Consider the following 21,935-nt stretch of genomic DNA (forward strand, 5'->3'; position numbering starts at 1 on the left):
ATGGGGCGCTCCTACCTTGAACCTCGACGGACTGCTCTCGAACTTCGGAGAGCTCACCACCACCGGCCTGACCCAGGGAGCTATCTATGCCCTGGTCGCGCTGGGCTACACGCTGGTCTACGGCGTGCTGAGACTCATCAACTTCGCCCACTCCGAGGTCTTCATCGCCGGTGCCTTCGGGGCGCTGTGGACGTGGACCGCGTTCGGTCTGGACCAGGACTCGGTCGTCTCCGGCATCGGTGCGATCCTGCTTTACCTGCTGGCGGGCATGTTGGTCGCCGCGTTGACCTCCGCCTTCACCGCGACCGTGATCGAGCGGGTGGCGTACCGTCCGTTGCGTAACCGCAACGCCCCGCCGTTGGCCTTCCTGATCACGGCGATCGGCGCGTCGATTGCCATCGCCGAAGCCTTCGGTATCTACACCCGACGGTTGCCGCAGGGGCTGCCGACGCTGGTCAAGACCGACCCACTGTTCACCATCGCGGGGGTGCCGATCGACGCGGTGCAGTTGCTGACCGTCGGCTCGGCACTGGCGATGATGTTCGCGCTCGACTTCTTCATCAACCGCAGTCGGGTCGGCCGGGGTATTCGGGCGGTGGCCCAGGACCCGAACACCGCAGCGTTGATGGGGGTCAACAAGGACCGGATCATCATGATCGTCTTCATCGCCGGCGGTGCGATGGCCGGCGTCGCTGGTCTGCTCTACAACGTCAAGATCGGCACGCTGACCTACAGCGTCGGCTTCATGCTGGGGCTCAAGGCGTTCACCGCCGCGGTGCTCGGCGGAATCGGCAATCTGCGCGGCGCATTGCTCGGTGGTCTGCTGCTCGGCTTGGTGGAGAACTACGCGTCCGGCCTGTTGGGATCGGAATGGAAGGACTTCGCCGCGTTCGTGGTGCTGGTGGCATTGCTGATGTTCCGGCCGACCGGTCTGCTCGGGGAGTCACTGGGGAGGGCACGGGCATGACCAGCGTCGTGGAAAAGGTACGCGCCGGCCGGGAGGCCATGGGCGAGCGTTGGCGGGGTGCGCCCCGATGGGTGCGCTGGGCGCTGTTGGCGGCGGTGATCGTCTTCTTCTACGCCCTGCCGAACAAGGAGTTCTACCAGTACCTCGGTCCGATCCCGACGACCGGCTCGAACTTCACCCAGGTGTTGTTCACCGTCTCGATTTACGTTCTGCTCGCTATCGGGCTGAACATCGTCGTCGGGTTCGCCGGTCTGCTGGATCTGGGCTACTTCGGGTTCTTCGCGGTCGGCGCGTACAGCGTTGCGGTGTTGACCTCACCGAGCAGCGACCTGAAGACGCTGTGGCCATGGCTGGCAGTGGTGCCGGTGGCGATCGGCATCACCCTGATCTCCGGGGTGCTGCTCGGCATGCCGACCCTGCGGCTGCGCGGTGACTATCTGGCAATCGTCACACTCGGCTTCGCCGAGATGATCCGGATCGCGGCGACAAGCTCGGAGTTCCTCAAGGGGCAGCGCGGATTCAACCAGATTCCCCACCCGCCCGGCAGCTACGACGACGGCCGCCCAGTCTTCGGCGTGCTCGACGCCCGGCCCTACTACTGGCTGGTGCTGACGCTGATCATCCTGGTGGTGATCGGAGTCCGGAACCTCACTCGCAGCCGGGTAGGCCGGGCCTGGGTGTCGATCCGGGAGGACGAGGACGCCGCGCAACTGATGGGCGTGCCGACCTTCAAGTTCAAGCTCTGGGCCTTCGCGGCGGGGGCGGCGATCGGTGGGCTGGCCGGCGCGCTCTTCGCGGGCAAGCAGAACTTCGTCAACTCCCAGAACTTCGAGCTGCTCAATTCGATCATTATTCTGGCCGCTGTCATTTTCGGTGGGTCCGGCAACATCGTCGGTGCCATCGTTGGTGGTGGTCTGGTCGCGTACATGATCGAGCGGTTCCGGGGCATCGAGTTGTTCGGTGTGGAGCTGTACGAGTACCGCTTCCTCTTCTTTGGCCTGGTGCTAGTGGTCATGATGATCTTCAGGCCGGAGGGCCTGATCCCCAACCGACGACGCGCGGCGGAGTTCAAGGACCGTCGCAAGGAGGTGACCGTCGGTGGGTGAGACCGCACCGAAGTCGAGTGTGCCCGCCCAGGGGTCGGCACCCGCCGCCGAGCAGGTGGCAACGTCCGCTGAGCCGGCAATGCCTGCTGCCGAGCAGACGGCAGCATCCGTCGAGCAGACGTCGCCCGTTGCTGAGCAGACGTCGCCCGGCCGTGAACCACTGCTGGAGGTGGACAACGTCACCCTGCGCTTCGGTGGCGTGGTCGCTTTGGACAACGTGGACTTCACCCTCTACAAGGGCGAGATTCTCGGCCTCATCGGTCCGAATGGGGCCGGTAAGACCACCTGTTTCAACGCGATGACGGGGATCTATCAGCCAACCGAGGGTGAAATCCGGTTCAAGGGGCAGCGGATCACCGGCAAGAAGCGCCACCAGATCACCAAACTGGGTATGGCGCGTACGTTCCAGAACATCCGGCTCTTTCCCGAGATGACCGCGCTGGAGAACGTCCAGGTCGGTGCTGACGCACACCACAAGACCAGCGTGATATCAGCCCTGTTCCGGCTACCCCGACACTGGCGGGAGGAGCGCGAGGGCCGGGAGAAGGCCGAGCGTCTGCTGGAGTTCGTCGGTATCCGGCACCGGATCCACGAGTACGCCCGCAACCTGTCCTACGGCGAACAACGACGGTTGGAGATCGCCCGGGCGTTGGCAACCGACCCGGCGTTGCTCTGCCTGGATGAGCCGGCGGCCGGGTTCAACCCGGCCGAGAAGGAAGACCTGCTGCAACTGATCCGGCGGATCCGGGATACCGGCGTGACCATCCTGCTCATCGAGCACGACATGCGACTGGTGATGGGCGTGACCGACCGGATCGTGGTGCTGGAATTCGGAAAGAAGATCGCTGAAGGGCTTCCCGCCGAGGTGCGGGAGGACCATCGGGTGATCGCGGCGTACCTGGGGGTGCCGGACGATGCTGCTTGAGATCGACGAGGTCAGCCTGCTCTATGGGCGGATCCAGGCGTTGCACGGCATCAGCCTGACCGTGGACGAGGGCGAGATCGTGGCCCTGATCGGTGCCAACGGGGCTGGCAAGAGCACCACGATGCGAGCCATTTCCGGTATCCGACCGATCGCCTCCGGCAGCATTCGGTTCGCCGGCGAGGACATCACCAAGCTCCGGGCCGACCTGCGGGTACGCCGGGGACTCAGCCAGGCTCCGGAGGGCCGGGGTGTCTTTCCCGGCATGACGGTGATGGAGAACCTCGACATGGGGGCCTACACCCGGCGGGATCGTGCGGAGATAGCCAAGGACCGGGCTCGGGTGTTGGAGTTGTTTCCCCGGTTGGCTGAGCGGCGTAAGCAGCCCGGCGGCACCCTCTCCGGCGGCGAGCAGCAGATGCTGGCCGTGGGGCGGGCGCTGATGAGCCGCCCGAAGCTGTTGCTGCTCGACGAACCGTCGATGGGGCTCGCTCCGATGCTGATCCAGCAGATCTTCTCGATCATCAAGGAGATCAATCAGCAGGGCACCACGGTTCTGCTGGTGGAGCAGAACGCCCAGCAGGCGCTCTCCCTGGCGCATCGGGCGTACGTGCTGGAGACCGGCCGGATCGTCAAGAGCGGCACCGGTACGGAGTTGTTGCACGACGACGCGGTCAAAGAGGCGTACCTGGGGGTGGCCTAGCCGGCCACCGGCCTATCTATGGGGAGGAACGCATGATCAGATCCAGCCAACGCGGTCGCCGGGCCGTGCTCGGTCTGGCCGGCGCGGCGCTGCTCACCGTCTCCCTCGCCGCCTGCGGCGAGAAGGAGGAGTCGGACCAGCCGGGCGCTGGTCCGACGGTGACGGCGGCGGCCGACTCGGCACTGGCGGCGAAGGTACCGGACGCGATCAAGGCGGACGGGAAGATCGTCGTGGGGACGGACGCGACCTATCCGCCCGCCGAGTTCCTGGACACCGACGGCAAGACGGTGATCGGGTTCGACGCCGAACTCTTCACCGCCGTCGCCGCCAAGCTCGGCCTCAAGGCGGAGTTCGTTCCCGCCCCCTTCGGCGACATCATCACGGGGGTTGGCTCCGGCAAGTACGAGGTCGGCGTCTCGTCGTTCACCATCAACGACGAGCGCAAGGGCCAGGCCAACATGGTCAGCTACTACCAGGTCGGCACCCAGTGGGTGACCAAGAAGGGCAACCCGGCCGGGGTGACCCTGGACAACGCCTGCGGCAAGAAGATCGCTGTCCAGAAGGACACCATCCAGGTCGACGACATCACGGCCCGGTCCAAGACGTGCACCGACGCGGGTAAGCCGGCCATCACCATCGACCAGTTCCCGGGTCAGGATGCGGCTACCGCAGCGGTGGTGTCCGGAAAGGACGACGCCATGCTCGCCGACTACCCGGTGGGTGTATACGCCGTCACCAAGGCCGAGGGACAGCTGGAACTGCTCGACAAGATGTACGAGGCGGCCCCGTACGGCATCGTGGTGGCCAAGGACCAGACGGCGTTCGCCGAGGCGGTCCGGGATGCCACCAAGGCGCTGATCACCGACGGGACCTACCAGAAGATTCTCGAAAAGTGGCAGGTTGCCGACGGCGCGATCACCGATCCGGCGATCAACCCGTGACGCGATGACGACCGAGGAACAGGCACTTCCCGTACGGGCACGGCCAGCACCGATCCAGGCCGTGCCCGTACGGCATCCCGGCCGCTGGGTGACCGTCGCCGTGCTGGCCGTACTGGCCGCGATGTTCGTACACGTGCTGGTGACCAACGAGAAGTTCAACTGGCCGTTCATCGTCGACAACATGTTCCGGCCGCCGGTGATCGAGGGCCTGCTACGTGGCACGATCCTCATGACGATCAGCGCGATGCTGATCGGCGTGACCCTCGGTGTGGTCGTGGCGGTGATGCGGCTGTCGACCAACCCGATTCTGCGTTCCGTCTCGTGGCTCTTCACCTGGTTCTTCCGGGCGGTGCCCCGACTGGTGCTGCTGGCTGTCTTCGGCAACCTCGGCATCCTCTGGAGTCGGATCGAGTTCGGGGTGCCCTTCGACACCCAGCTCGGGCAGCTCTTCGGCATCGACAACCTGGAACTGCGGCTCTTCGGCTTCAACTCCCGCGACGTGCTGACCGGTTTCATGGCCGGGCTGCTCGGGCTGGCGCTCTCCGAGGCGGCGTACATGGCGGAGATCGTGCGGGCGGGTATCCAGTCGGTCGACCCGGGGCAGTCCGAGGCGGCTTCCGCGCTGGGCATGAGCCGGGGGCAGGTGCTGCGCCGGGTGGTGCTGCCGCAGGCGATGCGAGTGATCATCCCGCCGACCGGCAACGAGACCATCGCGATGCTCAAGGACACGTCGCTGCTGTTGTACGTACCGGTGACCGTCGAACTGTTCTTCCAGCTTGACGCGGTCGGCAAGCGCGAGTTCCAGATCTTTCCGATGTACGTCTCGGCCTGCCTCTGGTATCTGCTGCTGACCAGCGTCCTGCTGGTGGGGCAGTACTTCCTGGAGCGGCACTTCTCCCGGGGGTACGGGCGCAGCGACCATGGCAGCTTCACGCGCCGCCGCGCCAGCGTAGTCACCAAATCGACCATCGGAGGGACGGCGGCGCGATGACCGAAGCGATCGTCGCGGCACAGGCGGACCCGCCGGCAGCGCAGGCCGGTCTGATGGTGCAGGCCGACAACGTACACAAGTCCTTCGGGTCGCTGGAGGTGCTGCGCGGGATCGACCTGGCGGTACGGCCGGGTGAGGTGTGCTGTGTGCTCGGGCCGTCCGGCTCGGGCAAGTCGACCTTCCTACGCTGCGTCAACCACCTGGAGAAGATCAACGCTGGTCGGATCTGGGTGGACGGTGAACTGATCGGCTACCGCGAGCGGGGCGGCAAGCTGCACGAGCTGCGGGAGAAGGAGGTGGCCGCGCAGCGCCGGTCGATCGGCATGGTGTTCCAGCGGTTCAACCTGTTCCCGCACATGACCGTCCTGGAGAACGTCGTCGAGGCGCCGATCCGGGTCCGTCGGGAGAATCGGGCAACGGCCCAGGAACGGGCCGAGTCCCTGCTCACCCGGGTCGGCCTCGCCGACAAACTCAACAGTTACCCCGGTCAGCTCTCCGGCGGTCAGCAGCAGCGGGTGGCGATCGCCCGGGCATTGGCGATGGAACCCAAGCTGATGCTCTTCGACGAGCCGACCAGCGCGCTGGACCCGGAACTGGTGGGTGAGGTGCTGGACGTGATGAAGGACCTGGCCCGGGACGGGATGACGATGATCGTCGTGACCCACGAGATCGGCTTCGCCCGGGAGGTCGGTGACTCGCTGGTCTTCATGGACGACGGGGTGGTGGTCGAGTCGGGGAGCCCGCGAGAATTGCTCGCCAACCCGCGACACGACCGGACCAAGGCCTTCCTCGCCAAGGTCCTCTGACGGCTGAGCCGAGATCCGCTGCGGGCTGGGCCGAGATCCGCTGCGGGCTGGTCCGAGGTCTTCTGCCGGCTGGGTCCAGCTTCTCTGCCGGCTGCTTCGATGCCGGCACGTGCCGGCATCAGAGCCTGTCGGTGGGGCGGACTAGAGTCACATCCTGTGACAGCTTCGACTCCGCGCCTGCTGCTCGTTGACGGACATTCGCTGGCTTACCGGGCGTTCTTCGCCCTACCAGTGGAAAACTTCTCCACCACCACCGGGCAGCCGACCAACGCGGTCTATGGCTTCACCTCAATGCTGATCAACGTGTTGCGCGACGAGCAGCCAACACACATCGTCGTGGCGTTCGACGTCTCCCGCCGCTCGTTCCGCACCGAGCGCTATGCCGAATACAAGGCTGGCCGCTCGGAGACGCCGGCCGACTTCGTCGGGCAGGTCAGCCTGGTCAAGGAGGTCCTTGAAGCGCTGCGGATCCCGGTGGTGGAGAAGGAGGGCTACGAGGCTGACGACGTGATCGCCACACTGGCCTGCCAGGGGCGCGACAGCGGCATGGAGGTGCTGATCAGCTCCGGTGACCGGGATGCCTTCCAACTCGTCGGTGACCGGATCACCGTGCTCTACCCGCGCAAGGGCGTCTCCGACCTGGCCCGGATGGACCCGGCGGCGGTGACCGCGCGCTACGGGGTCGGCCCGGACCGCTACCGCGATCTGGCCGCCCTGGTGGGGGAGGCCAGCGACAACCTGCCGGGCGTACCCGGGGTCGGCCCCAAGACCGCGGCCAAGTGGATTGGTCAGTACGGCGGTGTCGAGGGCGTGATCGCCCGAGCCGACGAGATCAAGGGCAAGGCGGGGGAGAGCCTGCGGGAGCGGCTCTCCGACGTGATCCGCAACTACGATCTCAACTGCCTGGTCTCCGACCTGGAGCTGCCGCTGCAGGTCGATGACGCCCGCTGGACCGGGTGGGATCGCGAGGCGGTGCACCAGGTCTTCGACACGCTGCAGTTCCGGATCCTGCGGGACCGGCTCTACCAGTACCTGGAGGCTGTCGAGCCGGAGGCGGAGGCTGGGTTCGACCTCTCCGGTGAGGTGCTACGCCCCGGTACGGTCGCCGCCTGGCTGGCCACCCACGCACCGGCCGGTACACCCGTCGGGGTGGCGGTCGCTGGTACCTTCGGGCGCGGCACCGGCTCGCTGACCGGCGTGGCGATCGCCACCGCCGGTGGTGCCGCCGGCTGGTTCGATCCGGCCCAGCTCGACCCCGCCGACGAAACAGCGGTCGCCGGCTGGCTGGCCGACGCGGACCGGCCGAAGGTGCTACACGACAGCAAGCCGGCGTTGCTGGCCTTTGCGGCCCACGGCTGGGACCTGGCCGGCGTCGTCCGCGACACCGCACTCGCCGCCTACCTGGCCCGGCCCGATCAGCGGTCCTACGACCTGACCGACCTGGCTCTGCGCTATCTGCATCGGGAGTTGCGGGTCGACGCGCCGGAGAGCGGCCAACTCACCCTCGACGGGTTCGGCAATGACGGCGAGGTCGAGCAGAATCTGATGCTCCGGGCCCGCGCCACCCTCGACCTCGCCGACGCGATCGACGCCGAGCTGGCCCGCGACGGTGGTCCCACGGGCGGTGCGGGCGTGCCGCCGGCCGGGCTGCCACAGGACAGGCAGCCGGTGTCCGACCAGCCGGAAGACGGACAGCCGCAGGGCGTGGCGCCGGCGGCGACCTCGGCCGAGCTCTCCGCCCGGCTGATGACCGAGGTGGAGCTGCCCCTGGTCCGGGTGCTCGCCGGCATGGAACGGGTCGGTATCGCTGCGGACACCGACTACCTGTCCGAGCTGGAGGCGCACTTCGCGGCGGAGGTGAAGGCCGCTGCCCAGTCCGCGTACGAGGTGGTCGGCCGGGAGTTCAACCTCGGCTCGCCCAAGCAGTTGCAGGAAATTCTCTTCACCGAGCTGGGCCTGCCGAAGACCAAGAAGATCAAGACGGGTTACACCACCGACGCCGACGCGTTGCAGTGGCTCTACGCGCAGCAGCCGCATCCGGTGCTGGCGCATCTGTTGCGCCACCGGGACGTCGCCCGACTCAAGTCGACGGTCGACGGGCTCCTCAAGTCGATCTCCGATGACGGGCGCATCCACACCACCTTCCACCAGACGGTGGCGGCGACCGGCCGGCTGTCGTCGACCGATCCCAACCTGCAGAACATCCCGATCCGTACCGAGGAGGGTCGACGGATCCGCCGGGCCTTCGTGGTGAGCGCGGGCTACGAGACCCTGCTCACCGCCGACTACAGCCAGATCGAGATGCGGATCATGGCGCACCTCTCCGGCGACGAGGCGCTGATCGAGGCGTTCAACTCCGGGGCCGACTTCCATGCCGCCACCGCCTCCTCCGTGTTCGGTGTGCCGGTGGCCGAGGTGACCGCGGACCAACGCCGCAAGATCAAGGCGATGAACTACGGCCTGGCGTACGGACTCAGCGCCTTCGGCCTCTCCCAGCAGTTGGGCATCACCCCGGACGAGGCCCGAGGGCTGATGGAGGAATACTTCAGCCGCTTCGGTGGGGTTCGCGACTACCTGCGTGAGGTGGTGAAACGGGCGGTGCACGAGGGTTACACCTCGACGATCCTGGGTCGCCGCCGTTACCTGCCCGACCTGGTCAGCGACAACCGGCAGCGCCGGGAGATGTCCGAGCGGATGGCGCTCAACGCACCGATCCAGGGATCGGCAGCGGACATCATCAAGGTGGCCATGCTGCACGTGGACAGCGCACTACGCGATGCCGGCCTGCGTTCGCGCATGCTGCTTCAGGTGCACGACGAACTGGTCTTCGAGGTGGCCCCCGGGGAACGGGACGCCCTGGAGGCGTTGGTCCGGCAGCAGATGGGTGAGGCGTACCCGCTGTCGGTGCCGCTGGAGGTCTCGGTCGGCGTGGGCCAGGACTGGAACAGCGCCGACCACTGAGCGGCCGGTTGGGCAGTCTGCCGGTGGCGAGAGATATCTCGTCACCGGCAGCCGAGGCTGGTGTACGCCAACAGCCGGTGCCTCCAATAGCCGGGGCCGGGTCACTTCAACGGGTCGTGTCCCCAGTTCATCAGTGAGTAGCGCCACCGGGTGTGCCTGACGTCGCCGCTGGGACGCTGCGCCAGGTGCCGGTGCACGTACCCGACGACCTTGCGCATGTGTGTGTAGTCCCGGTCGGTCAGTTCCGCCTTCTTCCGGCGCAGCAGCCCCACGATTCGCCGGCCCGACTCGTGCCCGACCGACTCGCCGCCGCTGGCGGTGTGCTGGCCGACCGCCTTCGACTCGTCGGTCTCCAGCCACTTCGTCAACTCGCCTGGACTCATGTTGACCGCATCGGTGAAGGTCCGATGTACGGCCTCCCCATCGTCACCCCCGCTCACGGCGGAGTGCCTCCGGCTTGTGCACCGCATCACGTCCCTCGGCGGTGCGTACCCGATACTGCGGTTTGTCCTTGGACGCGGCGACCACCCGTTTGGCGGCCCGGGTCCGGTGAGTGATCTCCTCCTGGACCGTGCCATGCGCCGTCGAGCCATGGCTGGACCAGCTGACCCGATCACCCTTGTGCAGCTTCTTCCGCTCGGCCATGCCGTGGCCTACCCGAGGTACCCATCGAGAAACGCCGGCCCGTCGATGGTCGGCCGGGTCGGCGCATCCGGACGGCTAGGCCGGTTTGTCGCAGACGAAGATGGCGGTGCCGGGGAAGAGCCGGCCGCGCAGCGGGCTCCATTGGCCCCAGATTCCCTCGTGCTCCTCCGGCCACTCCGGCTCCACCACGTCACACAGGGTGAAACCGGCACCGACGATCTCGCGCACCCGGTCGCCGAGGGTGCGGTGTTGCTCGACGTAGGTGGGGACGCCGTCGGGATCCTCCTCGACGTACGGGCGGCGGTCGAAGTAGGAGTGCACCGCCGTCAGGCCGTTCTCACCCGGGTCGTCGAGAAAGATCCACCGCATCGGGTGGGTGACCGAGAAGACCCACCGACCGCCCGGCCGCAGCACCCGGAAGACCTCCCGCATCACCGCGGCCGAGTCGGCTACGAACGGAATCGCCCCGAACGCCGTGCAGACCGTGTCGAAGGACACATCGCCGAATGGCAGGGCCAGGGCGTCGGCCTGGACGAGCGGGACGCGTACCCCCGAGGTGGTCGCCGCTCGGGCCGCGTGGCGCAACATGCCGGCGGAGAGGTCCAGCGCGACCACCTGGGCATCCTGGGTGGCCAACCAGCGCGCGGCCGACGCGGCGCCGCAACCAAGCTCCAGCACCCGACGTCCGGCCACCTCGCCCAGCAGTCGTACGTCGGCCTCCCGGACCCCCTCCGGGCACCACACGAAGTCGACCTCACCGAGGAACGCACCGTGTTCTGCCTGGTAGTCGTCGGCGTCCAGATCCCACCAGCCACGTGCGGCCCGTCGACTCTCCGCGTCGCCAACCCAGCGTCGGCTCACCCCGTGGTGGTCGTCGGTCCGGCCGTCGTCATTCATCCCGATCACGCTAGACCCCACCGGGTCGAGGGCCGGCAGCGGCCGAGGGTTTTCTGGTACGTGGAGTCGAGAATTTCCGGTCCAGGGAAAGTGTGCTGCCTTCAGGTGTGGGGAGGGCTTGCATGCTGTGGTAATGCGCACGGTAAGCTGTTCGATGCGCTCGCGGATCGCGTGCCTCGGCAGGGAGCAGGTCCGCGGTCGACGGACACACCCATGGTCGTTCAGTGGCGCGATGGTCTTCACTGGCGATCGATTGGTGTGCTCGCGGCGGATCCGCTGGGCGCAAACAGGTCACTGCGACACAAGCCAGCTGTGACACACCATCCGACCGGAGCAACCGCCCACATGACGAGCAGCATCGAGGCCTCCTCGAGCGCCACCCGGGTCACCCACGACGATCTCGGTTCCGAGGAGGCTTTCCTCGCCGCGATTGACGAGACCATCAAGTACTTCAACGACGGCGACATTGTCGAAGGCACCGTCGTCAAGGTCGATCGGGACGAGGTCCTGCTCGACATCGGCTACAAGACCGAGGGTGTCATTCCCTCGCGCGAGTTGTCGATCAAGCACGACGTAGACCCCGCCGAGGTTGTGTCGGTCGGTGACCACATCGAGGCCCTGGTTCTCCAGAAGGAGGACAAGGAAGGTCGCCTGATCCTCTCGAAGAAGCGGGCTCAGTACGAGCGCGCCTGGGGCACCATCGAGAAGATCAAGGACGAGGACGGTGTCGTCCGCGGCTCGGTCATCGAGGTGGTCAAGGGTGGCCTCATCCTCGACATCGGGCTGCGTGGCTTCCTGCCCGCCTCCCTGGTGGAGATGCGTCGGGTGCGCGACCTGCAGCCGTACGTGGGGCGCGAACTCGAGGCCAAGATCATCGAGCTGGACAAGAACCGCAACAACGTGGTTCTGTCCCGCCGTGCCTGGCTGGAGCAGACCCAGTCCGAGGTGCGCACCGAGTTCCTCAACAAGCTCCAGAAGGGCCAGGTCCGCAAGGGCGTCGTGTCCTCGATCGTCAACTTCGGTGCGTTCGTCGACCTCGGCGGCGTGGACGGTCTGGTGCACGTCTCCGAGCTCTCCTGGAAGCACATCGACCACCCGTCCGAGGTTGTCGAGGTCGGCCAGGAGGTCGAGGTCGAGGTCCTGGACGTCGACCTGGACCGCGAGCGGGTCTCGCTGTCGCTGAAGGCGACCCAGGAGGACCCGTGGCGTCAGTTCGCCCGCACCCACGCGATCCAGCAGATCGTTCCGGGTAAGGTCACCAAGCTGGTTCCGTTCGGTGCGTTCGTGCGCGTCGACGACGGCATCGAGGGCCTGGTGCACATCTCCGAGCTGGCCGAGCGCCACGTGGAGATCCCGGAGCAGGTCGTCCAGGTCGGCTCGGACGTCATGGTCAAGGTCATCGACATCGACCTCGAGCGTCGGCGGATCTCGCTCTCGCTCAAGCAGGCCAACGAGGGCTTCGTCGAGGGCGAGGAGCACTTCGACCCGACCCTCTACGGCATGGCCGCGACGTACGACAACGAGGGCAACTACATCTACCCCGAGGGCTTCGACCCGGAGACCGGGGAGTGGCTCGAGGGCTTCGAGAAGCAGCGGGAGACCTGGGAGACGCAGTACGCCGAGGCGCGCAACCGCTGGGAGGCCCACACCAAGCAGGTGCAGACCTCCCGTGCGGCCGACGCCGAGGCTGCGGCCAACCCGGCTCCGGCCGTTGCTGGTGCCGGCGGCGGGGCGACCTCGTCGACCCCGGCTCCGGCCCGTCAGGCCGAGGAGCCGGCCGGCACCCTGGCCACCGACGAGGCTCTCGCCGCTCTGCGCGAGAAGCTTGCCGGCGGCAAGTAAGTCAGCTCACCGCAGAGGCCCGTCCTGCGACCGGTACGCCGGTCGCGGGGCGGGCCTCCGCCTTTTGCGCGCCGCTGGCCCGGTCCCGTTCGCGAGATCGGTGCGGTGTCCTGACCACGCGTTGCTAGGGGATCTTGGCGGAACGGGGTGGGACCGGGTTGACTAAGCAGGTGCTGAAGATCGGGCTTACCGGTGGGATCGGATCGGGAAAGAGTGAGGTCGCGCGGCGACTGGCGCACCTTGGTGCGGTCATCGTCGACGCCGACCAGATCGCCCGGGAGGTGGTCGCCCCCGGCACCGAGGGCCTCCACGAGATCGTCACCACCTTCGGTGCTGGAGTGCTACAGAAAGACGGGAGCCTGGACCGGGCGGCCCTCGGCGCGGTGGTCTTCGGCGACGACGCGGCACGCGCCCGCCTAGAGGCGATCACCCATCCCCGGGTACGCGCCCGTACCGCCCAACTCGTGGCCGAGGCACCCCTGGACGCGATCGTCGTCAACGACGTACCGCTGCTGGTCGAGGTGGGGCTCGCGGCCACGTACCACCTGGTGATCGTGGTGGAGACGGAGCAGGCCATCCGGATCGACCGGCTGACCCGGAACCGGGGAATGAATCCGGAGGAGGCGTACCAGCGGATCCGCGCCCAGACCAGCGACGCGCTGCGGCGGGCCGCCGCAGACGCCCTGCTGGCCAACAACGGAGGGCTGGACGAACTGCACGCGGCGGTGGACGCGCTGTGGCGGGACCGGCTGGTGCCGTACGAGCGCAACCTGCGCGAACGTCGTGCCGTCACCACCGGTGGTCCCACCGACGGCCAGTCCGAGGCGGATCCGACCTGGCCGGCGCAGTTCGCCCGGCTCGCCGCCCGGATCGGGCACGCGCTGGGCCCCGCCGCGCAGCGGATCGACCATGTCGGGCCGACCTCGGTAGCGGGACTGCCGGCGGTGGACGTCATCGAAATCCAGGTCGGTGTGGACCCTGACGCCACCCCGGAGCTGCTCGCAGACCAGCTGGCCGAGGCGGGATTCCCGCCGATGTCCTCGGGAACCGGGACGGACCGTCGACACGGCAGTGCCGACCCGGGCCGGCCGGTCGAGGTGAGGCTTCGCCCGATCGGCTCGCCCGACTGGCGCGCGGCCCTGTTGCTGCGGGACTACCTGCGCGACGATCCGCAGCGCTGGCCGGCGACTTCGGCGTACGACGCGCAGATCCGATCAGTCGAGCAGTGGGCGGCGGAAACCGGCTGGCGACCGTCCAGTTGAGTCGCGAGCCGGCAGCGGCGGCGGTACAGCAGTTGGTCCGGGAGCGGGGAGGCGAAGGCGCTCGCGGCGGCCGGTCTGCGCGTTCCGCGCGACCGCATCGGGTGCGCACGCCGGCCGAGCGCCGGGGCTGCAACCCTTGCGCCGGTCGCGACCATCGATACTGATGTGGGGTCGCGATCCGGACGGCCGCCGCGAGCGGCCTACCCTAGAACCGTATCCTGGTGATCTTTACCATACAATCGACATATCGAAGTTGATTGAGCACGCACCGTCTCCGGGGTCTGGTGTCACAGCCCCGGCGTACCGTTGAGCGCATGGCGCTAGACATCCCGCGGCTCGATGGTCGCTTCCAGGTCATCAGTGAGTTCCAGCCAGCCGGCGACCAGCCGGCGGCCATCGCTGACCTTGAGCGTCGGGTGCGCCGTGGTGACCGTCACTCCGTGTTGCTCGGAGCCACCGGCACGGGTAAGAGCGCGACCACCGCCTGGCTGGTGGAGCGGCTCCAGCGGCCGACTCTGGTGCTGGCACCGAACAAGACACTCTGCGCTCAGCTTGCAAAGGAGTTCAGCGAGCTGATGCCGCACAATGCCGTCGAATACTTCGTCTCCTACTACGACTACTACCAGCCCGAGGCGTACATCCCGCAGACCGACACCTACATCGAGAAGGACTCCTCGATCAACGAGGAGGTGGAGCGGCTCCGGCACTCGGCGACCATGTCTCTGCTGACCCGCCGGGATGTGATCGTGGTGGCGACCGTGTCGGCGATCTACGGCCTGGGCACGCCGGAGGAATACCTCGACCGCGCGGTGCGGATCAAGGTCGGGCAGGAGATCGAGCGGGACAAGCTGCTGCGTCGGCTTGTCGACATCCAGTACACGCGCAACGACATGGCCTTCAACCGGGGCACGTTCCGGGTCCGCGGTGACACGTTGGAGATCATCCCGGCGTACGAGGAGCTGGCGCTGCGGATCGAGTTCTTCGGCGACGAGGTGGAGAAGCTCTACTACCTGCACCCACTCACCGGCGAGGTGGTCCGGGAGGTCGAGCACCTGCTGATCTTCCCGGCCACGCACTACGCGGCCGGGCCGGAGCGGATGGAACGGGCGATCGGCGACATCGAAACCGAGCTGGCCGAGCGGCTGGCCGAGCTCGACCGGCAGGGCAAGCTGCTGGAGGCGCAGCGGCTGCGGATGCGCACCACCTACGACATCGAGATGATGCGTCAGGTCGGTTTCTGCTCCGGCATCGAGAACTACTCGATGCACATCGACGGGCGGCAGCCGGGCAGCCCACCGCACTGCCTCCTCGACTACTTCCCGGACGACTTCCTCACCGTGGTCGACGAGTCACACGTGACGATTCCGCAGATCGGCGGCATGTTCGAGGGCGACGCGTCGCGGAAGCGGATGCTGATCGACCACGGGTTCCGGCTGCCCAGCGCGGCCGACAACCGGCCGTTGCGTTTCGATGAGTTCCTGGAGCGGGTCGGCCAGATGGTCTTCCTCTCGGCCACCCCGGGTCCGTGGGAGCTGGAACAGGCCGGTGGCGAGTTCGTCGAGCAGGTCATCCGGCCCACCGGCCTGGTCGACCCGGAGGTCATCGTCAAGCCCACCAAGGGGCAGATCGACGACCTGATGCACGAGATCAGGCTGCGGACCGAGCGGGACGAGCGGGTGCTGGTCACCACGCTGACCAAGAAAATGGCCGAAGACCTCTCCGACTACTTTCTGGAGCACGGCATCCGGGTGCGTTACCTGCACTCCGAGGTCGACACGTTGCGCCGGGTGGAGTTGCTGCGCGAGCTGCGCAAGGGCGACTACGACGTACTGGTCGGCATCAACCTGCTGCGGGAGGGCCTGGACCTGCCCGAGGTGTCGCTGGTGGCGATCCTCGACGCGGACAAGGAGGGCTTCCTGCGCAGCGGCCGGTCACTGATCCAGACCATCGGTCGGGCGGCCCGAAACGTCTCCGGCCAGGTGCACATGTACGCCGACAAGATCACGCCGTCGATGCGGAACGCGATCGACGAGACCAACCGACGGCGGGCCAAGCAGGTGGCCCACAATGAGGCCAACGGGATCAGCCCCGAGCCGCTGCGGAAGAAGATCCACGACATCCTCGACGATATCTACCGCGAGGCGGAGGACACCGAGGGGACGAGCCGGGTCGGCGGTGCGGTGCGCCAACTGTCCCGGGGCAAGGCGCCGGTCGCCGAGACACGTAGCCGGGCCCGGACCGCCACCGGCCCGTCCCGGGAGGGGATGGCCCGAGCCGACCTGGCACAGCTCATCCAGGAACTCAGCGACCAGATGCTCGCCGCCGCCCGCGAGTTGCAGTTCGAGGTGGCGGCCCGAATCCGGGACGAGGTGGCCGAGCTGAAGAAGGAACTGCGCGGAATGGACGCCGCCGGCGTGAAGTAGGCCGCCAGCGCGGTGTGGTGTTAGGAAGGGCCCCTTCTTAGGCAGAAAGCGATAAGAAGGGGCCCTTCCTTTCGGTGGAAGTGTCGGCGAGGGTTGGTACGGTGTCGCCCGCTCGCCATCGTCCTCAGGAGACTCCACGATGACCATCAGTGAACATGTCACCGAGTTCGCCGGACTGCCCTGTTTCCAGTTCGAGGAGGGCGGCGAACTGCCCGACGACCAGTCCACGGTCGCCTGGCGGGTCGAGGAATGGGGAGAGGACGACAGCGAATGGGAAGACAAGCCGTCGCCGGCCTTCCAGCGTGCGTTCGAGACCTTCCTCGACACCGTCGACCCCGCACAGGTCACCGCGCTGGTCATCGGATCGTGGGGGTACGCCGCCTTCAACACCCCACCGATCGAGCAGCTCTGTGCGGCGGCGTCCCGGCTGACCAGCCTACGGGCCATCTTCCTCGGCGACATCACCTATGAAGAGTGCGAGATCTCCTGGATTCGGCAGGGGGACATCACCCCGTTGCTGGCGGCGTACCCGGAGCTGGAGACGTTGTGGGTACGCGGCGCGACCGGGATGGATGGCGAAGGCCTCCTGCGGCTCGATCCGGTACGCCACCCGGCACTGCGGGAGTTGGTGATCGAGTCGGGTGGTCTCCCGGGCAGTGTGGTGCGGGGAGTCGGCGGGTGTGACCTGCCCGCGCTGGAGGTGTTGGAGCTGTGGCTCGGCACCGACTCGTACGGCGGTGATGCCACCGTCGACGACCTCGTCCCGATCCTGGCCGGCACCCGCCTTCCGGAGCTGCGTTATCTCGGGCTGCGGGACGCGCAGATCGCCGACGAGGTGGCGGCGGCGTTGGCGACCGCCCCGATAGTTACCCAGCTCGACATTCTCAACCTCTCGCTGGGCACGCTCTCCGATGAGGGGGCGGCGGCGCTGCTGGCCGGGCAGCCGTTGACCCAGCTGCGGCGGCTGGACCTGCGTCACCACTATCTCGGCGACGAGTCCGCGGCCCGGCTCACCGCCGCGTTGCCCGGTGTGGAAGTAGACCTGTCGGATCGCCAGCAGCCCGACGAGAACGGCGGACGGTACGTGGCCGTCAGCGAGTGAGCCGCGACGCGCCGCTGGTGGTGGTCGGCAACCTGGACAACCGCCGGGTCGCCCTGTTCCAGGCCGCCGCCGCGCGGGCCGACCTGGCCGTCGAGGTGCTGCCCTGGCGGCGGCTGGCCGCCGGCCCCGTCGACCTGCCGGCGGGTGCGGTCGTACGCGTCGACTCGCCCGGCGAGGACGCCGAAGTGGACCGACTGCTGCGCGGCGCCGACCAGCCTGCCGAACACGGCGAGATCGTCGGCCTGGCCGCCTGGTACGCCGGGCTGTGCGCTGCCCTGGGACGGCTCAGCGCGGCAGCGGACCTCGCCGGGGCGAGGCTGCTCAACGACCCGGCCGACATCGCGGTCATGTTCGACAAGCGGGCCTGCCACGCCCGGCTGACCGAGGCCGAGGTGCCGGTACCACCGGCGCTACCCAGCCCGGTGCACGACTATGGGCAGCTACGGTCGGCGCTGCGGGACGCGGGCTGGCCACAGGTCTTCGTCAAGACCGCCCACGGGTCCTCGGCGTCGGGGGTGCTGGCCCTGCGGATCAGCCATGGTTCGCCGAGTCGACGGATTCCGCCCCGGGTGGCGGCGACCACCTCGGTGGAGTTGGCCGACGATGGACGGTTGTTCAACTCGCTGCGGGTACGGACCTACCGTGACGAGCGGGAGGTGGCCACGATCGTGGACCGGCTGGCCTTGGACGGGCTGCACGTCGAACGCTGGTTTCCCAAGGCCGGGCTGGCTGGGCAGGTGTTCGATCTGCGGGTGCTGGTGGTTGCCGGAGAACCCGGGCACGTGGTGGTCCGGGCGGGCCGGGGGCCGCTGACCAACCTGCACCTGGGCAATGCCCGAGGTGACCTGGCAGCGGTACGCGCACGGCTGGGCGAGACCAGGTACGCCGCTGCGATGCGTACCTGCGTGCGGGCCGCCGCATGCTTCCCCGGTAGCCTGCACGCCGGGGTCGACCTGCTCATCGGCGCCGACTGGCAACGCCATAAAGTGGCCGAGGTGAATGCCTTTGGTGACCTGTTGCCCCATCTGTCAGACGATGCGGGCCAGGACACCTACGGTGCCGAGTTGGCCGCTTGGCGTACCGGCCGGTTCGACCAGTGGCAGGCGAGTTGCCTTGCGGGGAGGGACACGTGAAGGAACTGGTGGGCAGTCACGACCTGCTCTTCGTCACCCTCGACACGTTGCGGTACGACGTGGCGGCCGAGTTGGCCGCTGCGGGGCGTACCCCGAATCTGGTCCGGGCCCTGCCCGGCGGGGTCTGGGAGCGTCGGCACAGTCCGGCGAGCTTCACCTACGCCGCCCACCAGGCGTTCTTCGCCGGGTTCCTGCCGACCCCGACCGGTCCGGGGCCACATCCCCGGCTCTTCGCGGCGGCCTTCCCGGGCAGCGAGAGTACCGCCGAGGGGACCTGGGTCTTCGAGGCACCCAACGTGGTGACCGCGCTGGCCGGAGCCGGGTACCACACCGTCTGCGTCGGCGGCGTGGGCTTCTTCAACCCGCACTCGCCACTGGGCACGGTGCTACCCGGCCTCTTCGCCGAAGCGCACTGGGAGTCGGCATTCGGGGTGAGCGCACCGAACTGCTTCGAGGCGCAACTCGACCGCATCGCCACCGTCGTACCGGCGGTCCCGGCCGGACAGCCGCTGTTTCTCTTCGTCAACGTCGCCGCGATGCATCAACCGAACCGGCACTACCTGCCCGGCGCGGAGCAGGACAGCCGGGACAGTCACGCCGCCGCGCTGGAGTACGTCGATCGGCACATCGGCCGGCTTTTCGCGTGGGCCACCAACCGGGACCGACCCTGCCTGGTGGTGCTCTGCTCGGACCACGGCACGGCGTACGGCGAGGAGGGCCACACCGGGCACCGGTTCGGCCACGAGGTGGTGTGGACGGTGCCGTACGCCCATTTCGTCATCGAGCCGGGAGACTGGGGCAAACCGGGGGACTGGCTGTGACCGAGGAGATGCTGGCCGACTCGCCATACCAGGGATATCTCTACGCGTACCCGCACAAGACCGCGTACCGGCCGTTGGCGCCGCGCCCGGCGTTGCATGACGTCTGGGCCGGTGAGCGTACCGATGCGCTCTTTCTCTACCTGCACCTGCCGTTCTGCGAGATGCGGTGCGGATTCTGCAACCTGTTCACCCGGGCCAACCCGCCGGCTGAGCAGGTGGCCGCCTACCTCGGTCAGCTACGCCGGCAGGCAACCCGGGTACGGGACGCGTTGCCTGCCGGCACCGACGTCGCCCGGATCGCCATCGGCGGCGGCACCCCGACCTACCTGACCGCCGTCGAACTGTCCACTTTGTTCGACCTGGTAGCTGAGTTCGGTGCCCGCCCCGGCGCGGTACCGATGGCGGTGGAGACCTCACCGGCCACCGCCACCGACGATCGGATCGGGGTGCTCGCCGAGCGGGGCACCACCCGGGTCAGCATCGGAGTGCAGAGCTTCCTGGACGCCGAGGCGCGGGCCGCCGGCCGCCCGCAACGGCGTACGGAAGTGGAACGGGCCCTGGCCACCATCCGGGCGCACGCGATTCCCGAGTTGAACCTCGACCTGATCTACGGCATCGCCGGGCAGACCCCGCAGACCTGGGCCCAGTCGCTGGCGGCGGCACTGTCCTGGCGTCCCGAGGAGCTGTTCCTCTATCCGCTCTATCTCCGGCCGCTCACCGGTCTCGGCCGCCGGGAACGCAGTGACCCTGCGGACCGGGTGTGGGATGAGCAACGGCTGGCGCTCTACCGGCAGGGGCGGGACACCCTCCGGGCGGCCGGCTACCGGCAGTTGTCCATGCGCCACTTCCGGCGGGCCGATCTGCCCGCCGAGCTGTCCAGTGACCGGTCTGGCGCGGACGGCCCGGGGTACTGCTGCCAGTCCGATGGCATGGTGGGGCTGGGTTGTGGTGCCCGCTCCTACACCACCGACCTGCACTACTCGTTCGACTATGCGGTCGGTATCGGCCAGGTACGGGCGATCATTGACGACTACCTGCGCCGGCCGGTCGAGGATTTCGACCTGGCCGAGGTCGGCTTCCGGCTCGACGCGACAGAACAGCGCCGGCGCTGGCTGGTCAAGTCGGTGCTGCGCACCGAGGGTTTCACTCCGACGGCCTACCGGGACCGGTTCGGCAGCGATGTGTGCGACGACTTTCCGGCCCTGGCGGTACTCGTCGACCGGGGGTGGCTGACCGCCGTCACCGATCGGATCGTGCTGACCGACGCCGGGGTGGAACGCTCCGACGCGATCGGACCGTGGCTGGTCTCCGGCCCGGTTCGCGTCGCGATGGCGGGGTACGCGCTCCGGTGAACCTTTCCATCCTCTACCGGGGGCCACTGGCCAGCTGCAACTACGACTGCGCCTACTGCCCGTTCGCCAAGCGCCGGGACAGCCCGGCCCAGTTGCGGGCCGACCGGACGGCCCTGGCGCGGTTCGTCGACTGGGTGGTCCGTAACCCGGACGGAGACCGGCTCTCGGTGCTGTTCACACCCTGGGGGGAGGGGCTGACCCGATCGTGGTACCGGGACACCCTGGTGCGGATCTCCCGACTCGACCATGTCGAGCGGGTGGCCATCCAGACCAACCTCGCCTGCCGGCTGGACTGGCTGGCCGAGGCGGATCGCCGCAGCGTCGCGCTCTGGGCGACGTACCACCCCGACCAGGTCTCGCGGTCGACCTTCCTGCGTAAATGCGCCACCCTGCACGAAGCCGGGGTGCGCTTCTCGGTTGGGGTGGTTGGCCTGCCGGGCCACCTCGACGAGGCCCGCGCCCTGCGGGCGGCCCTGCCCGAGGAGGTCTACCTGTGGGTCAACGCCGCCGAGGGGCACCACTACAGCGGTGCCGAGGAGGTCGACTGGACCGCCATCGATCCGCTCTTCGGCTACTCCGTCCGGCCGCATCTCTCCGGTGGGCAGGATTGTCGTACCGGGGACACGGTCATCTCCGTCCAGGGTGACGGTGACGTGCGCCGGTGTCACTTCGTCGCCGAGCCACTGGGCAACCTCTACGACGGTTCGTATCGGGCGGCGCTCGGCCCCCGGCCATGTCCCTTGCCGGTCTGCGACTGCCACATCGGCTACGTACATCTGGAAACACTGCCGCTCTACGACGTCTTCGCCGGCGGGGTGCTCGAACGTATCCCGGCCCAGCGGCTGGGTGGCCGAGGTGTCGCACCGCTGAATCCGCGGTCGGTGACCGCGCCGGACTGGGGGGTGCCGGCAGGCGCACTGCGCTGACCGGGTAGACGTCGACTGGAGTTTGGCTGCCGCTGCCGCTGCCGCTCCGTCGTCCGTCGTCCGCCGGGCCCGGCGGCCCCGAACCCGCCGGGTCCGGCGGGTGGGTGGACCCTGAGCGAGGGTGCTCCCAAATCC

Annotated in this window: 18 protein-coding genes and 1 pseudogene; 16 read left to right on the forward strand and 3 right to left on the reverse strand. The window is 68.1% G+C overall.

Going from position 1 to position 21,935, the window contains the following annotated elements:
- Positions 1-16: 16 nt before the first annotated feature.
- The 8 genes from ACWDV4_RS09220 to polA all read left to right on the forward strand — a co-directional run bounded on the left by ACWDV4_RS09220 (position 17) and on the right by polA (position 9,397).
- Positions 17-967 carry a branched-chain amino acid ABC transporter permease gene (locus tag ACWDV4_RS09220; RefSeq protein ID WP_449976119.1) on the forward strand — a complete coding sequence of 317 codons (951 nt, stop codon included), beginning with the start codon at positions 17-19 and terminating at the stop codon, positions 965-967.
- Positions 964-2,073, forward strand: a complete 1,110-nt coding sequence (locus ACWDV4_RS09225; RefSeq protein ID WP_449976121.1) for a branched-chain amino acid ABC transporter permease — start codon at positions 964-966, stop codon at positions 2,071-2,073. The genes ACWDV4_RS09220 and ACWDV4_RS09225 overlap by 4 nt, the downstream gene beginning before the upstream one ends.
- 79 nt (positions 2,074-2,152) lie before the next feature.
- Positions 2,153-2,998: an ABC transporter ATP-binding protein gene (locus ACWDV4_RS09230; RefSeq protein ID WP_449976280.1), complete on the forward strand. Its 846-nt coding sequence runs from the start codon at positions 2,153-2,155 to the stop codon at positions 2,996-2,998.
- A complete protein-coding gene (locus ACWDV4_RS09235) occupies positions 2,988-3,698 on the forward strand; it encodes an ABC transporter ATP-binding protein (RefSeq protein ID WP_449976122.1) in 711 nt (236 codons plus the stop codon). Before ACWDV4_RS09230 ends, ACWDV4_RS09235 begins: the two co-directional genes overlap by 11 nt.
- 32 nt (positions 3,699-3,730) lie before the next feature.
- Complete coding sequence (locus ACWDV4_RS09240; RefSeq protein WP_449976124.1) at positions 3,731-4,639, forward strand: ABC transporter substrate-binding protein; 909 nt, start codon at positions 3,731-3,733, stop codon at positions 4,637-4,639.
- A gap of 4 nt (positions 4,640-4,643) precedes the next feature.
- Complete coding sequence (locus tag ACWDV4_RS09245) at positions 4,644-5,630, forward strand: amino acid ABC transporter permease (RefSeq protein WP_449976125.1); 987 nt, start codon at positions 4,644-4,646, stop codon at positions 5,628-5,630.
- On the forward strand, positions 5,627-6,436 hold the full coding sequence (locus ACWDV4_RS09250; RefSeq protein WP_449976127.1) for an amino acid ABC transporter ATP-binding protein: 810 nt from the start codon (positions 5,627-5,629) through the stop codon (positions 6,434-6,436). The genes ACWDV4_RS09245 and ACWDV4_RS09250 overlap by 4 nt, the downstream gene beginning before the upstream one ends.
- A 99-nt stretch (positions 6,437-6,535) precedes the next feature.
- A complete protein-coding gene (polA, locus tag ACWDV4_RS09255; protein WP_449976129.1) occupies positions 6,536-9,397 on the forward strand; it encodes a DNA polymerase I in 2,862 nt (953 codons plus the stop codon).
- Positions 9,398-9,501: 104 nt separating this feature from the next.
- Here polA and ACWDV4_RS09260 read toward each other — a convergent pair.
- The 3 genes and pseudogenes from ACWDV4_RS09260 to ACWDV4_RS09270 form a co-directional block, all read right to left on the reverse strand.
- Positions 9,502-9,837, reverse strand: a pseudogene (locus tag ACWDV4_RS09260) (DUF3140 domain-containing protein); the annotation flags it as partial.
- Positions 9,824-10,042, reverse strand: coding sequence for a DUF2945 domain-containing protein (locus ACWDV4_RS09265; RefSeq protein WP_449976130.1), 219 nt, complete (start codon positions 10,040-10,042; stop codon positions 9,824-9,826). The pseudogene ACWDV4_RS09260 and the gene ACWDV4_RS09265, both read right to left, overlap by 14 nt.
- Positions 10,043-10,117: 75 nt before the next feature.
- Complete coding sequence (locus ACWDV4_RS09270; RefSeq protein ID WP_449976131.1) at positions 10,118-10,939, reverse strand: class I SAM-dependent methyltransferase; 822 nt, start codon at positions 10,937-10,939, stop codon at positions 10,118-10,120.
- Between the two features lie 345 nt (positions 10,940-11,284).
- Here ACWDV4_RS09270 and rpsA point away from each other — a divergent pair, with 345 nt between their 5' ends.
- From rpsA to ACWDV4_RS09310, 8 genes are all read left to right on the forward strand, one after another.
- Entirely contained in the window at positions 11,285-12,781 is a 1,497-nt protein-coding gene (gene rpsA / locus ACWDV4_RS09275; protein WP_449976132.1) for a 30S ribosomal protein S1, read from the forward strand.
- A gap of 170 nt (positions 12,782-12,951) precedes the next feature.
- Positions 12,952-14,043, forward strand: coding sequence for a dephospho-CoA kinase (gene coaE / locus ACWDV4_RS09280; RefSeq protein WP_449976282.1), 1,092 nt, complete (start codon positions 12,952-12,954; stop codon positions 14,041-14,043).
- Positions 14,044-14,357: 314 nt separating this feature from the next.
- Positions 14,358-16,466, forward strand: a complete 2,109-nt coding sequence (gene uvrB / locus ACWDV4_RS09285) for an excinuclease ABC subunit UvrB (protein WP_449976134.1) — start codon at positions 14,358-14,360, stop codon at positions 16,464-16,466.
- Positions 16,467-16,605: 139 nt separating this feature from the next.
- Positions 16,606-17,568 (forward strand): STM4015 family protein, encoded by a 963-nt coding sequence (locus tag ACWDV4_RS09290; protein WP_449976135.1) that lies wholly within the window; start codon positions 16,606-16,608, stop codon positions 17,566-17,568.
- A complete protein-coding gene (locus ACWDV4_RS09295) occupies positions 17,565-18,701 on the forward strand; it encodes an STM4014 family protein (protein ID WP_449976136.1) in 1,137 nt (378 codons plus the stop codon). The genes ACWDV4_RS09290 and ACWDV4_RS09295 overlap by 4 nt, the downstream gene beginning before the upstream one ends.
- Entirely contained in the window at positions 18,698-19,522 is an 825-nt protein-coding gene (locus ACWDV4_RS09300) for an STM4013/SEN3800 family hydrolase (RefSeq protein WP_449976138.1), read from the forward strand. Before ACWDV4_RS09295 ends, ACWDV4_RS09300 begins: the two co-directional genes overlap by 4 nt.
- The gene (locus tag ACWDV4_RS09305; protein WP_449976139.1) at positions 19,519-20,874 is read left to right on the forward strand and encodes an STM4012 family radical SAM protein; all 1,356 of its coding nucleotides are present in this window, start codon (positions 19,519-19,521) and stop codon (positions 20,872-20,874) included. The genes ACWDV4_RS09300 and ACWDV4_RS09305 overlap by 4 nt, the downstream gene beginning before the upstream one ends.
- Positions 20,871-21,800, forward strand: coding sequence for an STM4011 family radical SAM protein (locus ACWDV4_RS09310; RefSeq protein WP_449976141.1), 930 nt, complete (start codon positions 20,871-20,873; stop codon positions 21,798-21,800). The genes ACWDV4_RS09305 and ACWDV4_RS09310 overlap by 4 nt, the downstream gene beginning before the upstream one ends.
- Positions 21,801-21,935 lie beyond the last annotated feature (135 nt).

This window comes from Micromonospora sp. NPDC003197 (assembly GCF_053590565.1).